12 protein-coding genes and 1 pseudogene are annotated in these 14524 nt (G+C 53.2%); 9 read left to right on the forward strand and 4 right to left on the reverse strand.

Translation table 11 applies throughout. The annotated features are described in order from the left end of the window. Positions 1-293 precede the first annotated feature (293 nt). The 8 genes and pseudogenes from V1587_RS14560 to ttcA form a co-directional block, all read left to right on the forward strand. A pseudogene (locus V1587_RS14560) lies at positions 294-449 on the forward strand (hypothetical protein); the annotation flags it as partial. Continuing rightward, a complete protein-coding gene (locus V1587_RS14565) occupies positions 442-606 on the forward strand; it encodes a YdaE family protein (RefSeq protein ID WP_061098049.1) in 165 nt (54 codons plus the stop codon). The pseudogene V1587_RS14560 and the gene V1587_RS14565, both read left to right, overlap by 8 nt. Before the next feature lie 140 nt (positions 607-746). Then, positions 747-3884, forward strand: coding sequence for a RecE family exodeoxyribonuclease (locus V1587_RS14570; protein ID WP_395314399.1), 3138 nt, complete (start codon positions 747-749; stop codon positions 3882-3884). Between the two features lie 9 nt (positions 3885-3893). Further along, positions 3894-4979 (forward strand): RecT family recombinase, encoded by a 1086-nt coding sequence (locus V1587_RS14575; protein ID WP_248211092.1) that lies wholly within the window; start codon positions 3894-3896, stop codon positions 4977-4979. Between the two features lie 38 nt (positions 4980-5017). Beyond that, the gene (locus V1587_RS14580) at positions 5018-5260 is read left to right on the forward strand and encodes a DUF4060 family protein (protein WP_020882485.1); all 243 of its coding nucleotides are present in this window, start codon (positions 5018-5020) and stop codon (positions 5258-5260) included. Positions 5261-5324: 64 nt separating this feature from the next. After that, entirely contained in the window at positions 5325-5537 is a 213-nt protein-coding gene (gene xisR, locus V1587_RS14585) for an excisionase family protein (protein WP_014884030.1), read from the forward strand. Between the two features lies 1 nt (position 5538). Further along, on the forward strand, positions 5539-6777 hold the full coding sequence (locus V1587_RS14590) for an Arm DNA-binding domain-containing protein (RefSeq protein WP_395314400.1): 1239 nt from the start codon (positions 5539-5541) through the stop codon (positions 6775-6777). 49 nt (positions 6778-6826) lie between these two features. Beyond that, positions 6827-7762 (forward strand): tRNA 2-thiocytidine(32) synthetase TtcA, encoded by a 936-nt coding sequence (gene ttcA / locus V1587_RS14595; RefSeq protein WP_395314401.1) that lies wholly within the window; start codon positions 6827-6829, stop codon positions 7760-7762. Positions 7763-7804: 42 nt separating this feature from the next. Here ttcA and dbpA read toward each other — a convergent pair whose 3' ends face one another. The 4 genes from dbpA to V1587_RS14615 form a co-directional block, all read right to left on the reverse strand. After that, on the reverse strand, positions 7805-9178 hold the full coding sequence (dbpA, locus tag V1587_RS14600; protein ID WP_371898290.1) for an ATP-dependent RNA helicase DbpA: 1374 nt from the start codon (positions 9176-9178) through the stop codon (positions 7805-7807). A gap of 27 nt (positions 9179-9205) precedes the next feature. Continuing rightward, positions 9206-9370 (reverse strand): hypothetical protein, encoded by a 165-nt coding sequence (locus V1587_RS14605; RefSeq protein ID WP_371898337.1) that lies wholly within the window; start codon positions 9368-9370, stop codon positions 9206-9208. A 292-nt stretch (positions 9371-9662) separates the two neighbouring features. Next, positions 9663-10646 carry a zinc transporter ZntB gene (gene zntB, locus V1587_RS14610; protein ID WP_371898291.1) on the reverse strand — a complete coding sequence of 328 codons (984 nt, stop codon included), beginning with the start codon at positions 10644-10646 and terminating at the stop codon, positions 9663-9665. Between the two features lie 154 nt (positions 10647-10800). Continuing rightward, a complete protein-coding gene (locus V1587_RS14615) occupies positions 10801-11943 on the reverse strand; it encodes a methyl-accepting chemotaxis protein (protein ID WP_371898292.1) in 1143 nt (380 codons plus the stop codon). Positions 11944-12399: 456 nt separating this feature from the next. Here V1587_RS14615 and V1587_RS14620 point away from each other — a divergent pair, with 456 nt between their 5' ends. Then, the gene (locus V1587_RS14620; RefSeq protein WP_371898293.1) at positions 12400-14523 is read left to right on the forward strand and encodes a putative bifunctional diguanylate cyclase/phosphodiesterase; all 2124 of its coding nucleotides are present in this window, start codon (positions 12400-12402) and stop codon (positions 14521-14523) included. The last annotated feature ends 1 nt before the right edge of the window (position 14524 follow it).

The following is a 14524-nucleotide window of genomic DNA, read 5'->3' on the forward strand; positions in this document are numbered from 1 at the left end:
ATACTTTCACCCTTCAACTCTTCCGCCAAACTAACGCCCAGAACACCCCATCCCGACCTTTCCGTCGGGATTTTTTTTGCCTGCGATTCGGCAGACACGTCACAAAAACCAGCAATATAAACCTCAGATTTACAATTAGCATTAACCATTAGTTGACACACGTATAAACCAGTGATTTAATCTAACTAACCAAGACGCACTACGTTCCACCAAGGCAGGACGCCCACGAAGTAGCCGCCGATGGCATACGAATATTCGGATGAGGTGGAGAGATTAACGCGCATCAGGTGTAAACGTTCCGCTGGCCGGCGATAAGGCAAATGAGGGTGAGAATGATTGATTTCGCACGCAAACCAGGACGGCAGCAGGCCGTAAAACTCAATTTCTTCGAAGTGATTCTTCGCCGCCTGTGCTACCTGCTGGCGCAAAAGGGGAATCCAGATGTGTAACTCAACGAAATGCGGGTACTGCGGCAAGCCGGTTGAACCGGAGGAAGTAGTCAAAAGTACCCTTCTCTATCGCAACGGCGCACAGCTGGCGCGCAAAGAAAAAGAATACTGCTCTGAACGTTGTGCTTCGTACGACCAGATGGCCCACGAGGCATAACGTAAAAGCCGCGCAAGGCGGCCCGTACGTCCGGTGCTCCCGACCAAAGTTACACCGGAAAACTACTTAAAAAACCAAAGTTCACCCAATGGGCGCTATCTCTGGCCCGGGGATCTTACATCCAAAAAAGAGGATCTCACATGGAATTTTTCTATGTAGTTAAGGCTACGCAGAAATCAGGCAAAGAAGACGCAGTGATTTGGTTCACTGCGAAATCAGAAGCCCGTGCAAACCTGCAGCTCGATGTTGAGCTGGAAGATGCCGGTATTGAAACCGGCCGCGGTAAGGATTACGCCAAACCGGTTCGCACCGATTTCCCTGTTTACAACGATCTGCCTGAAGAAAGCACAGTGGATTACACTTGGTGCAAACGCTACGAACTGCAGGACGATGGACGCACCTGGCTGCCAAAGGCTGGCGCTGAGTCGACTAGTGCCGTGGACAACACTGCCACACCGGAGACGTCCGTTACTGTCGAAACTACCGTCGAGAGTGTCCCGCTTGAAAACCGCACTCCAGCGGTCCGTTTTGCCGTCCATCTGACCAGCGACAAATACCAGTCACATATCACTAAAGAGCAGCAGCTGGCTGCCAGCGAAATGTCACTGGATGAAGGCAACACCTATCTCCAGAACCTGCTGCTGGCAAAGAACTATATCCCTGAAGTTGCCGAACTCAGCCTTAACGCTGAGTGGAAACTCGTACAGGCGATAAAGCAGGTATTCGCGCCAGATGAAGCGCACGAAGCTGAAATTATCGCTGCATTCATGGCTGACTGGGTGAAAGTAGATGCCAGCGATCACAAACAGTTAGCTGAAGAATGGAGAAGCGGAAAGCTTGCTCTTATCAAATCAGCTAGCACCAGCGACGCCGATGTTACAACCGATCAGGTTCTGGAACCTGATAACGGTATCCAGATTGACGAGAATGATGACGAAACCACACGTTATCCAGTCGTTCGTATGCCGTTCCGCAAGCAGCTACTCGCCCAGTTCACTGCCGACGAACTGCGCCACCATTTAACCCGCGAAGAATACGAAGGTATCAGCGCGCTTGAAATGGACACTGACAACGGCTATGTCCAGAACCTGCTGCTGGCGGCAGAAAACTGCGAAGAGGTGAAAGGTTACGATACCAAAGACCTTTGGCGCTATACCAACGCCATTCGCAAGGTGTTCAGCCAGGAGAAGCGTCACGAACTCGCTTTGGTTCTCCGTTTCACCAGAATCTGGGCGGCGACTGATTATATCGATCGCGGCATTCTCGTTCGCGAGTGGGTAGCCGGTAATCGCATCAGTAATGTTCAGCGCACCGATTCTGGTACTAATGCCGACGGTGGCTGCGTAACGGATCGCGGCGAAGGCGCGCATCACACTCTGGACACTCTCGATCTTGAGATCGCATGCGCAATACTGCCTATGGACTTCCACCACTTCGAAATTCCTTCGAGCGTGTTACGACGTGCCAAAGAAATCGTGGCTAAGAAAGAAGAACCATGGAAGTCATGGAGCGCAATCTTACGCAATCAACCAGGCATATTGGCGGTGAACCGTGCGGCAATCTTCAATCTGATCCGCATCGCGCCGGAAAACATCCACCACACGCCAGCAGCTCATCTTGAGTTTGTTAATAAAATCATGACGGCTGAGTTTAACTCTGCTGTGGAGTTACTGCCGTTGTCTGCAGCGGCAGCTGAGACCGTAGCCCAGGTTGAACAACCGAAGGTTGCAAATCTCGGCAGCGGCATGTTCTCCATCGATGGTCTTATGGGTGGAAATACCGATCCGGTTATCAACACCACCTCAAATGAAGTCGAAAAAACGGAAAACACAGCGGAGACCACCAGCAATGTGCAGATGGAAACGGCTAAGCCAGAGAAAGACGAAGATGTTGGTTCGATACCACCGGGCGAAAGCACTGATGCAGCTAATACGCAGACAGATTCCGTAGCGCAGGAAGAGCAACAGTCAGAGCCAGTAATCGAACACCCGGCCTATTTCGAGCCAGGCCGCTACGAAGGTCTGCCGAATGATGTTTATCACGCAGCAAACGGTATTAGCTCAACCCAGGTAAAAGATGCCCGCGTCAGCCTGATGTACTTCAACGCGCGCCATGTGGCTAAAACTATCCCACGCACAGCATCCAAAGTGCTGGATATGGGAAATCTGGTGCATGCCCTTGCACTGCAGCCGGAAAACCTCGAAGCAGAGTTCAGCGTAGAACCTGAGATCCCGGAGGGTGCCTTCACCACCACCGCAACTCTGCGCGAGTTCATCGATGCGTTCAACGCCAGCCTGCCGGCGCTGCTAAGCGCTGACGAGATTAAAGCGTTGCTTGAAGAACATAACGCATCCCTTCCCGCTCCAGTGCCACTTGGCACCAGCCTGGAAGAAACGGGTCAAAGCTATATGGCTCTCCCTGCTGAGTACCAGCGAATTGAAGAAGGCCAGAAGCAGACAGCAACGGCAATGAAGGCATGCATTAAAGAGTACAACGTCACCCTGCCCGTACCGGTTAAAACCAACGGCAGCCGTGATGCGCTACTCGAGCAATTAGCGATCATCAATCCAGACCTGGTGGCGCAAGAAGCGCAGAAACCGACACCGCTGAAAGTGTCCGGTACCAAAGCAGACATGATCCAGGCAGTTAAATCAGTTAAGCCCGATGCCATCTTCGCCGACGAACTGCTGGATGCCTGGCGCAACAATCCTGGCGAAAAGATATTGGTTACCCGCCAGCAGTTGGCCACAGCGCGGGCAATTCAGTCTGCACTCCTAGGGCACCCGACCGCCGGCATGCTGCTGACACATCCAAGCCGCGCCGTTGAAGTGAGCTATTTCGGTTTCGACGACGAAACCGGATTAGAAGTGCGTGTACGCCCGGATCTCGAAATCGAATTGGATGGCGTGCGCATCGGTGCTGACTTGAAAACTATCAGCATGTGGAACGTTAAGCAGGAAAGTCTGCGCGCCAGGCTGCACCGGGAAATCATTGACCGTGACTATCACCTCAGCGCGGCTATGTATTGCGAGACAGCGGCGCTGGACCAGTTCTTCTGGATTTTCGTCAACAAAGACGAGAACTACCACTGGATCGCCATCATTGAGGCGTCCACCGAACTTCTGGAACTGGGCATGCTCGAGTACCGCAAAACGATGCGCGCCATCGCAACCGGATTCGACACTGGCGAATGGCCAGTGCCGATCACTACCGATTACACCGATGAACTGAACGACTTCGACCTGCGCCGCCTCGAAGCGCTGCGCGCTCAGGCTTAAGGGGGATTTATGCATAACACAAACGTTACCGTTGCTGACCAGAATACCGTTATTAACTCCAACGTGGCTTTGTTCGATTCCCAGTATCTGAACGCCATCAGCACGTTCGCACAGATTATGGCCCAAGGCACCGCTACTGTTCCTAAGCACCTGCAGGGCAATCAGGCCGATTGCATGGCTGTAGCGATGCAAGCGGCACAGTGGCAGATGAATCCCTTTGCCGTGGCGCAGAAGACGCACCTGATTAACGGTGTGCTCGGGTATGAAGCTCAGCTGGTTAATGCCGTCATTTCACGAAGCGGCGTGCTGGCCAGCCGCTTTGAATATGAATGGTACGGGCCATGGGAAAAGGTCGTTGGAAAATTCCACATCCGTAAAGGCGACAAAGGCGAGTACCGCGTCCCGGGCTGGACCCTGGCTGACGAAGCCGGGATCGGCATTATTATCCGCGCAACCCTGAAAGGTGAAGATCAGCCAAGGGAACTCGATTTGCTGCTGGCTCAGGCCCGTACCCGAAATTCTACCCTCTGGGCTGACGACCCTCGCCAGCAACTGGCGTACCTGGCCGTCAAACGCTGGGCGAGGCTGTTCTGCCCGGATGTGATTCTGGGCGTGTATACACCTGATGAGCTCGATGATCGTCATGAAGAACGAGAGGTAAATCCCGCACCGGCGCAGCACGTTAGCCTCGCTGATATTTCAGGTGACAGCGTCACTACGACTCAAACGGCTCAGGAATCAGCTCAAAATATTGATGCACTTGCTGATGATTTCCGTGACCGCATCGAGGCGGCTCAGGATGTGGATAGCGCTAAAGCTCTGCGCGCAGATATTGAAACCGTGAAAGCAACGCTGGGTTCTGCCCTGTTCACTGAACTGAAGAACAAAGCTGTGAAGCGTTATTACCTGGTTGATGCTCGTAACAAGGTGGAAGCGGCAATCAATTCCCTACCGTCTCCAGATGAACCCGGTGCGGCAGAACGCTTTGGCGAAGCTGAACGCGTGTTGGCATCTGTGAAACGCCATCTGGGCGACGAACTGCATGGTCAGTTCAGCATCACCCTGGCGGATATGAAACCGGAATACGTGGACTAACGAGATCGGGAGGGGAAACCCTCCCTCAAGGAGAAGAAATGCGACTGATTAATCGAGGCAGTAAGCAATCCCCTTTGGCTCGCCAGGCATGTGAAATCGCACTCGCAGCCCACCAGCAGAGATATGGTGACTACGGGCGCAGCAAGATGAAAGAGACCTATACGGTGAGAGTGGAAGGCGTGAAGGTCTGGGTCGAGGTAGTGAACTGCAAGGCAAGCTACGTGGCCACAGCAATGACTGGCATGCGCCGACTACGCTCCCTGCCCGGCCAGGCAAACTGAAACTGAAATATCAACAACTACGGACCGGCATATCTATACTCATGCCGGTTACCTGAGGTGAACCATGTCGCAGGTAATTTTTAACGAAGAATGGGTTGTTGGCGCAAGGCTCACAGAAAAAACAGGCCTGACCGAACGACAGATTGAGAAGTATCGCCAGGGCTGTTGGGTGGAAGGTGTCCATTTTAAACGAGTATCTCCTTCTGGAGAAAAAACGTTGCGTGGCACAACCTGGTACAACTATCCGAGAATTAATCAGTTAATAAGGGATGCGTAAGATGGCAGCTTTGCCTACAGGTGTCGAAATCAGAAACAATAAGATTTGTATCTGGTTTATGTACCGGGGAAAGCGTTGCCGCGAAATTCTCAAAGGTTGGATTAACACCCCGGCGAACATCAAAAAAGCCGGGAATCTTCGGGCTGTGATCGTTAGTGAGATCAACCTTGGAGAGTTTGATTACCACCAGCGCTTTCCTTCATCGTCCAGAGCAAAAAAAACCGTAACCACTGTTTCAGTTCAAACCTTTTCAGAGCTGTGTGAACTGTGGACGAGCATTAAAGAAACCGAAATTAGCGCGAATACCATGCGTAAGACTCGTTCACAACTCGGTACGTTAATGCACATCATTAACGGAGATACGCCTGTTTCAACTATACGCCACAGCGACATTCTGAAATACAGAAAGGAGCTGTTGAACGGTGAGACACTTTACCTGGCAAATCCCAGAAGTAACAAACAGGGACGCACTGTGCGTACCGTGAACAACTATATATCGCTTCTGTGCTCCCTTCTTCGGTTTGCACACAAATCTGGCTTTATCAGTGGCAAACCCTTTGAAGGGATCAAGAAACTACACAAAGGGAAAGTAAAACCGGATCCTTTAACGAAGCAGGAGTTTAGTTTGCTTTCGGAATCCGAGCGTGGCCAAAGCCTCAATATGTGGACGTTCGCAGTTTATACTGGTGTCCGTCATGGGGAGCTTGCAGCTCTTGCCTGGGAAGATATCGACTGGGAAAAAGGTACGGTTCATATACAGCGCAACCTTAATGCGCTAGGAATGTTCGTCCCACCAAAAACCGATGCAGGTGATCGAGTTATCACGCTATTAGAGCCAGCACTAGAGGCCTTGAAGGCACAGCGTACGCTGACTTCGTTACAGCCCAAAACCGAGATTGTGTTTCATCACCGAGAGTATGGTGCGATGGAATATCAGAACCTGCGGTTTGTTTTCATGCCCAGGATGCGCAAAGGAGAACAGAAAGCCTACTACTCTTTATCGAGCATCGGTGCGAGATTCAACGCAGCTGTAAAACGTGCTGGTATTCGCCGCCGGAATCCGTACCATACGCGGCATACTTTTGCCTGCTGGCTTTTATCTGCCGGCGCTAACCCGTCTTTCATAGCCAGCCAGATGGGGCATGAAAACGCGCAAATGGTTTATGAAGTCTACGGTGCGTGGATTGAAGAAATGAATGGCGAACAGGTGCTGATGCTTAACGATAAGCTCGCACGCTGAAAAATTTTTGCCCCTATTATGCCCCTATTGGCTCCGAAGGTAGTAATAAATGCAAGAAAATCAATCAAATACAAAGAAAGAGCAATACAACCTGAACAAACTGCAAAAGCGACTGCGCCGTAACGTGGGCGAAGCCATTGCAGACTTCAACATGATTGAAGAAGGCGACCGCATCATGGTCTGCCTGTCAGGGGGTAAAGACAGCTATACCATGCTGGAGATCCTGCGTAATCTTCAGCAAAGCGCACCGGTGAAATTTTCCCTGGTGGCGGTCAACCTTGACCAGAAACAGCCGGGTTTCCCGGAGCACATTCTGCCGGAATACCTCGAAAATCTGGGCGTTGAGTACAAAATCGTCGAAGAAAATACCTACGGTATTGTGAAAGAGAAGATCCCGGAAGGGAAAACCACCTGCTCTCTGTGCTCTCGTCTGCGCCGCGGCATTCTGTATCGTACCGCGACAGAGCTGGGCGCGACCAAAATTGCGCTGGGCCATCACCGCGACGATATTCTGCAAACGCTGTTCCTCAACATGTTCTACGGCGGCAAGATGAAAGGCATGCCGCCTAAGCTGATGAGCGATGACGGTAAACATATTGTGATCCGCCCTCTGGCCTACTGCCGTGAAAAAGACATTGAGCGTTTTTCTCAGGCTAAAGGATTCCCGATCATTCCATGTAACCTTTGCGGTTCTCAGCCGAACCTGCAGCGTCAGGTGATTGGCGACATGCTGCGCGACTGGGATAAGCGTTATCCGGGTCGTATCGAAACCATGTTCAGCGCGATGCAGAACGTTGTCCCTTCCCATCTCGCCGATGTGGAACTGTTCGACTTCAAAGGCATCAACCATGACTCAGACGTGGTGAATGGCGGTGACCTGGCGTTTGACCGGGAAGATATTCCGATGCAGCCAGCCGGCTGGCAGCCGGAAGAAGATGACAATCAGTTTGAAGAGTTGCGTCTCAACGTGCTTGAAGTGAAGTAAGCGATTAGCGTCTCAGAAAGCCCTTCTGAGACGCTTGATTCTTTATTTCAGCAGACGTACGCGACAGGTTTTACCCTTAATTTTTCCGTTTTGCAGCTGCTTCCATGCCTTATGGGCCACCGCCTGGCGAACCGCTACGTAGACATGCGCCGGATGGACCGCAATCTTACCGATATCTGCCCCGTCCAGCCCCACATCCCCGGTCAGCGCGCCTAATACGTCGCCTGGACGCATCTTGGCTTTTTTACCACCATCGATACACAGCGTCGCCATTTCGGCTTCCAGCGGCACCAGGCTGACGCCAGCAGGGGCATTCATCCAGTTCAGCTTAACCTGCAGCATCTCAGAGAGAATATTGGCGCGCTGCGCCTCTTCCGGTGCGCAGAAGCTGATGGCCAGACCGCTGTTCCCGGCGCGCGCGGTGCGGCCAATACGGTGCACGTGCACTTCAGGATCCCACGCCAGCTCAAAGTTCACCACCAGCTCAAGGGATTTAATATCCAGACCGCGCGCAGCGACGTCAGTTGCAACAAGAACGCGGGCGCTGCCGTTCGCGAAACGGACCAGCGTCTGATCGCGATCGCGCTGTTCCAGATCGCCATGCAGCGACAATGCGCTCTGGCCGGCGGCATTCAGGGCATCACAGACCGACTGACAGTCTTTTTTGGTATTACAGAACACCACGCACGACGCTGGCTGATGCTGGCTCAGCAGTTTCTGCAGGAGCGGGATTTTCCCCTGCTGCGAGGTTTCAAAGAACTGCTGTTCGATAGCGGGCAGCGCATCTACGCTGTCGATTTCAATGGTGAGTGGATTTTTCTGCACGCGTCCGCTGATGGCGGCGATGGCCTCCGGCCAGGTCGCGGAGAACAGCAGCGTCTGGCGATCGGCCGGGGCGAAACGAATCACCTCGTCAATGGCATCGCTGAAACCCATGTCCAGCATGCGATCGGCCTCATCCATGACCAGCGTTTGTAGCGCATCCAGCGAGACGGTGCCCTTCTGCAGATGATCGAGCAGGCGACCGGGCGTGGCGACAATAATATGCGGCGCATGCTGGAGTGAATCACGCTGCGCACCGAACGGCTGTCCGCCGCAGAGGGTTAAAATCTTGGTATTGGGCAGAAAACGCGCCAGGCGACGCAGTTCACCCGCGACCTGGTCTGCCAGTTCGCGGGTCGGACACAGCACCAGAGACTGGGTCTTAAATAGCGCCGCATCAATGTGCTGCAACAGGCCAAGGCCGAATGCCGCCGTTTTCCCGCTGCCCGTTTTCGCCTGTACGCGCACGTCACGGCCCTCGAGGATGGCGGGCAACGCGGCCGCCTGAACAGGCGTCATCGTGAGGTATCCCAAATCGTTGAGGTTATCGAGTTGGGCGGCGGGCAGAACATTCAGGGTAGAAAAAGCGGTCACTGTAGTCTCTCGTGGTCATCTTAGCAGTCAGATGGCGCGTATCCTCGCAGATCTCGCGGTTCGATGCGACAATTTAATCGGTTCTTCATCAGGCGGCGGGTCGGGCATCGGCTGCGGACGCGGGATGGGATCGGGCATTGGCACCGGATCGGTCGGGATAGGATCGGATTGACGCGATTGTGGCAGTAGCAGAGCGTTAAGGATGCTCATCATTCCCTCCAGAATTTGCTGTCGTACCTTTTAGGGTAGACGCTGAGAATCAGGAGGCAAAAAAAAGCCGACTATGAAGTCGGCGTCGTACGAATCAATTGTGCTATGCAGTAATTCAAAAAAAGGAAGTAAGACAATATGGAGCGCAACGCCCATCGCTTGACGTTGCATTCACCTGCGGAAGTAATATTGCACCTTACGGGGTAGATGTTTATTGACTTCGCTCAATTAAAAGAGCGTTTTGATCCCGGAAAAAGATGAAAAAAGCGTAAATTTACAGCCATTTACTACGATGCAACCACCATGCAACACCCCCAATCAAAACAACTAACATCACGCAAAAGGCCGTAAAGCCGTAGCGATAAGCGCCCCCCGGAATTCCGCCCAGGTTGACGCCAAACAGCCCGGTAAGAAACGTGCTGGGTAAAAACACCATCGCCATCAGGGACATCGTATAGGTTCTTCTCGCCAGCGACTCCTGCATCACCTGCGCGATTTCGTCCGCCATTACCGCCGTTCTGGCAATACAGGAGTCAATCTCGTCCAGCCCGCGGCCCAGCCTGTCGGCAATATCCTGCATTCTGCGTCGATGGTCGTCGTTCATCCAGGCGAGCCTTTCGCTGGCCAGCCGCGCATACACGTCGCGCTGCGGCGTCATGTAGCGGCGCATCACAATCAACTGCTTACGCAACAGGGCCAGAAAACCGCGCGGCGGGATCTGCTGATCGAGCAGGTTATCTTCCAGGTCGATGATTTTGTCGTGCAGCTCTTCGATAAACTCGCTCGCGTGATCGGTAAGCGCGTCACAGACGTCCACCAGCCAGCTGCCGCAGTCCACCGGCCCGGTGCCCTCTTTCAGATCGTTGACGATGTCATCCAGCGCCAGGACTTTTCGCTGCCGGGTCGACACAATGAGCCCATCGTCCATGTAGACACGCATCGCAACCAGCTGATCCGGGCGTTCATCCGTGCTGCCGTTAATACAGCGCAGGGTGATCAGCGTTCCGTCACCCATTCGGCTCACGCGGGGCCTCAGGCTTTCACCCGCCAGCGCATCGCGCACGTTATTGGGCAAAAGCGGGGTCGATGCCAGCCAGTCAGCGCTGTCCGGGTGGGTATAGTTCAGATGTAGCCAGCAGGGATGCGCACTATCGATCACATCATTATCTTCCAGCGGTCGCGCACCGCCGCGACCATCCAGCACCCACGCAAAAACTGCGTCAGGAACGTTAAGTTCAGATCCTTTAATGCTTTCCACAGCGCCTCCGCCTTTTTAGCTCTTCGGTGTCAGTCTAGCTTTCATCAGGGGTTAAGCAACAACTATGTATGCCATCGCGCTGAAATCGCTCAGGAATTGTACATAGTGGCCAGAGGCGTAAAAAAAGCCTGGCATGCCAGGCTTTGAGGTACTGTCAAAGAGAGTGCTCTGGCCGCTGAAGGAAGGATGGCGAGCCGCCAGGTAATGAGGAAGAAGAGCCCTGGTCCAGTCTGAAATTACGCGTTCGGGCCTGCAGCTCAATCACCTGATTGCGCAATACATCAGAGGAACCGTTGAGCTCTTCTGCCATCGCCACGTTACTTTGAGTGACTCGCTCCAGCTCCGATAGCGCGAGGGTAATCTGAGAAATGCCTTTCTCCTGCTCTGACGTTGACGCGGAAATTTCGTCCATCAAGCGGCTGACATTCCCCGAACCCGTCACGATTTCATGCATGTTTTTCTCAGCCTGTGACACAACGCCAACGCCCTGCGTGACGTTACTGCTGGTGACTTCAATCAGCGTTTTGATATTCTTGGCGGCCTCTGCGCTGCGGTGTGCCAGGTTTCTTACCTCTTCCGCGACCACAGAAAAACCCTTTCCATGATCGCCCGCCCTCGCCGCCTCTACGGCCGCGTTGAGCGCGAGAATATTCGTCTGGAACGCAATGCCGTCAATCAGCGAAATAATCTCCGTCATCTGCTGGGCGCATTCGGTAATGGACTGCATATTGCTGGCGACCTGCCCCATGAGCTCACCGCCTTTGCGCGCCTGCAGCGTCGCCACATTAGCCTGCTCGCTCGCCAGGCGGGTGTTATCGGCATTGTTTTTGGTGCTCGCAGCCATTTGCTCCATGCTGGCTGCGGTTTGCACCAAAGACGCAGACTGCTGCTCGGTTTTCACCGAGAGCTGAGCGCTACGGGTTGAGAGCTGATCCGATAAGGTCATGGCGGTTTGCGACGACGCCCGGATCTCACGCACCAGCGTCGCAATGTTGCCGGACAGGCTATTGATCCCGGGAATAAGTCGACCCGCGCAGTTATTGCCAAACTCCGGGATAGAGACCCCAAGGTTGCCTGCTGTCACCTCTTCAATACTTCTCTTTACCGTATTGATCGGCGTCACAAGATAGCGGGTCATGTAGACCCAAAGCAAAAATAGCGCAACGAAATTGATAACGTTTATGGAAATAAAGAGAGAGGACTTGCTGGAAATTAGAACAACGACACCTGCGTTTACCAAAAATAGCGATAAAAGGAACCCGATAATAAAGGTCCTGACACTAATATTTCTTAGCATGATGATACCCACGTTTTATATTTTGGTCGGCATCTAGACTTATAGCATTGGCTTTGCCGTTTTTCCTCGCAAACTTCACGGGTTTGTTTTTTCGCCGTTAGCAACCTGGGATTTAACTTAAGTCAGATAAAAAGAGCGTATTAGTGAAAATGTTCTTCGCAGCATGCTGTGATACTGGTCTGCCACCACGTTAAGCGATACCATCCTCTGCGGCGTACCGATACAATCGCCGTTATATTTAAGGAGCTTTGCTACTTTTATTCGATCTTGTTTAGCAATGCTTAATATATTAACAAGAGAATATATTTTATATTCTTAATTAGTTATAGAGTATTAATATGACCGGTCATTTTTCACGATAAATAACTAATATGGTTTGAATGCGCATGTTCGTTGCCCGATAAAAATGTACCCGGCAGGCGAAATCGGTAACCCTCTCAGGCGTGGGATTGCATAATGCTCAATATATCGTGGGACCCTGTGTTAATCGCTATCTCTTATCTGGTGGCGTTTATAGCCTCCTTTGTGGCGCTGGACAGCGCCGGAAAGATCCCCCTTTCCAGCCGAAAGGCTGCCCTGTTCTGGCGTATGGCCGGAGGCATCTCGCTCGGCATCGGCATCTGGTCGATGCACTTTATCGGCATGCTGTCGATGCAAATGCCCATGATGATGAGCTACGACCTCTGGTTAACCCTTGCATCCCTGGGCGTCGCGGTGGTTGCTTCGGCCACGGCCCTTAATATTGCCGTCGCGGGAAAAAAACGCTCTCTCTTTCGACCGATCGTTGCCACCGCGATCCTGAGCGCAGGCGTGGTGTCCATGCACTATACCGGTATGGCTGCCCTGATGCTGGATGGCAGCATCATCTGGGATCGCCGTATTGTGGGGTTGTCCGTCGTCATTGCCGTGGTGGCTTCCGGCACTGCGCTGTGGCTGGCTTTCCGCCTGCGAGACAAAGGGGTTTTTATCGAGCGCCTTCTCGCAGCCCTGGTCATGGCCGCCGCCATTTGTGCGATGCACTATACCGGCATGAGTGCCGCGCATTACCCGGAAATGTCGCATACCCTCCCGGGCGGGATCGGCGAGCTCGGTTTATCCATCTGGGTTTCGGTCACCACGCTCTGCCTGCTTGGCGTGATGTTGATTATTTCCCTTGTTGATTCTCACCGGCGCACCGGCCGGCTGACCGACAATCTGCGGCAGCTCAATCGGCAGCTTGAGCTCCAGGCGCGCTTTGATGCGCTCACCGGACTCGCGAATCGCCATCAGATGGATATCCGCATGCAGGACTGCCTGCGCAGCGCGTTGCTGGGTAACAGGCAATTTGCCGTCATTTTCCTGAACGTCGATCATTTCAAACGCGTCAACGATACCTGGGGCCATAGCGTCGGCGATGAGTTATTGATCGCCGTTGCTCAGCGCATTACGGCCCGACTCACGCGTGAAATGACCCTGGCAAGGCTGGGAGGTGACGCCTTTATCCTGCTGGTTCCTGAATGTGACGACGACAAGCTCAACGCCCTGCTCACCTCGTTGCTCGGGGATGTACGACGCCCCCTGTCTATCTGCGGACATACGTTGAGCACGACGATTAGCGCAGGCGTCAGCCTCTATCCTCAGGATGGCGAAACGCTGCACGAGCTGAAGCTCAAGGCGGATGCAGCCTTACATCACGTCAAAGAAGATGGCCGCAACGGCTGGGCGATTTACCGGGCCGAGATGTCAACAGCGATCCCGGCGAAACCCGGCTTCCTGCAGGAGCTCTCTCAGGCGCTTGAGCGCGATCAGTTTGAACTGTGGTACCAGCCAACCTGGCATGCGGGAGAGAAAACCATTCACGGTTTTGAAGCCCTTCTGCGCTGGCGGCATCCTGAGCAAGGCGTTGTGCTGCCGGGCCTGTTTATCCCGTCGCTGGAACAAACCGGCTTAATTATTCCGGTGGGTAACTGGGCCATTGAAGCGGCATGCCGACAGCTTCATTTCTGGACTGAACAAGGGTTCAGCCAGTGGACGCTGTCGCTCAACCTATCCCCCGTCCAGTTCGAACAGCCGGACATTTTCCAGATCATCTCGTCGATGCTGGAGAAATATAGCCTTTCTCCGTCCAGGCTGATCCTTGAGGTCACGGAGAGCACCGCGCTGAAAAATCTCGACCGCAGCATTGAGTTACTCAACGCGTTTAATCAGGCGGGGATCGTCGTCTCGATTGATGATTTTGGTACGGGCTACTCGAACCTGCTGATGCTGAGCGTGCTGCCGGCAAAAGAGCTCAAGATCGACAGAAGCTTTGTAACGTCGATGCTGGAAAATGAAAAAAGCTACAAGCTGGTTGAAACCATTATCAGTATCGCCCGAACCATGGAGATGAACGTGGTGGCAGAAGGAATTGAGACCGAAGCACAACAGGAGGTTCTCACCCGTCTCGGCTGCGACTACCTGCAGGGTTACCTTTTCTCCCGCCCCTTACCTGCCGAACAGGTGCCGTGGCTACTGCTGCAGATAAACTCCGACAGGCAGATTATACCCATTAATAAAATTCAAACGGACCCCGCATTTATTTCTCAAAAAAATCATGCCTGAC

It is taken from the genome of Enterobacter sp. ECC-249 (assembly GCF_043965265.1).
GTDB classification, from domain to species: domain Bacteria; phylum Pseudomonadota; class Gammaproteobacteria; order Enterobacterales; family Enterobacteriaceae; genus Enterobacter; species Enterobacter quasiroggenkampii.

Coding starts and splice junctions, on each gene's coding strand:
- V1587_RS14565 (WP_061098049.1), top strand. CDS start 442: ATGTGTAACTCAACGAAATGCGGGTACTGCGGCAAGCCGGTTGAACCG.
- V1587_RS14570 (WP_395314399.1), top strand. CDS start 747: ATGGAATTTTTCTATGTAGTTAAGGCTACGCAGAAATCAGGCAAAGAA.
- V1587_RS14575 (WP_248211092.1), top strand. CDS start 3,894: ATGCATAACACAAACGTTACCGTTGCTGACCAGAATACCGTTATTAAC.
- V1587_RS14580 (WP_020882485.1), top strand. CDS start 5,018: ATGCGACTGATTAATCGAGGCAGTAAGCAATCCCCTTTGGCTCGCCAG.
- xisR (WP_014884030.1), top strand. CDS start 5,325: ATGTCGCAGGTAATTTTTAACGAAGAATGGGTTGTTGGCGCAAGGCTC.
- V1587_RS14590 (WP_395314400.1), top strand. CDS start 5,539: ATGGCAGCTTTGCCTACAGGTGTCGAAATCAGAAACAATAAGATTTGT.
- ttcA (WP_395314401.1), top strand. CDS start 6,827: ATGCAAGAAAATCAATCAAATACAAAGAAAGAGCAATACAACCTGAAC.
- V1587_RS14615 (WP_371898292.1), bottom strand. CDS start 11,943: ATGCTAAGAAATATTAGTGTCAGGACCTTTATTATCGGGTTCCTTTTA.
- V1587_RS14620 (WP_371898293.1), top strand. CDS start 12,400: ATGCTCAATATATCGTGGGACCCTGTGTTAATCGCTATCTCTTATCTG.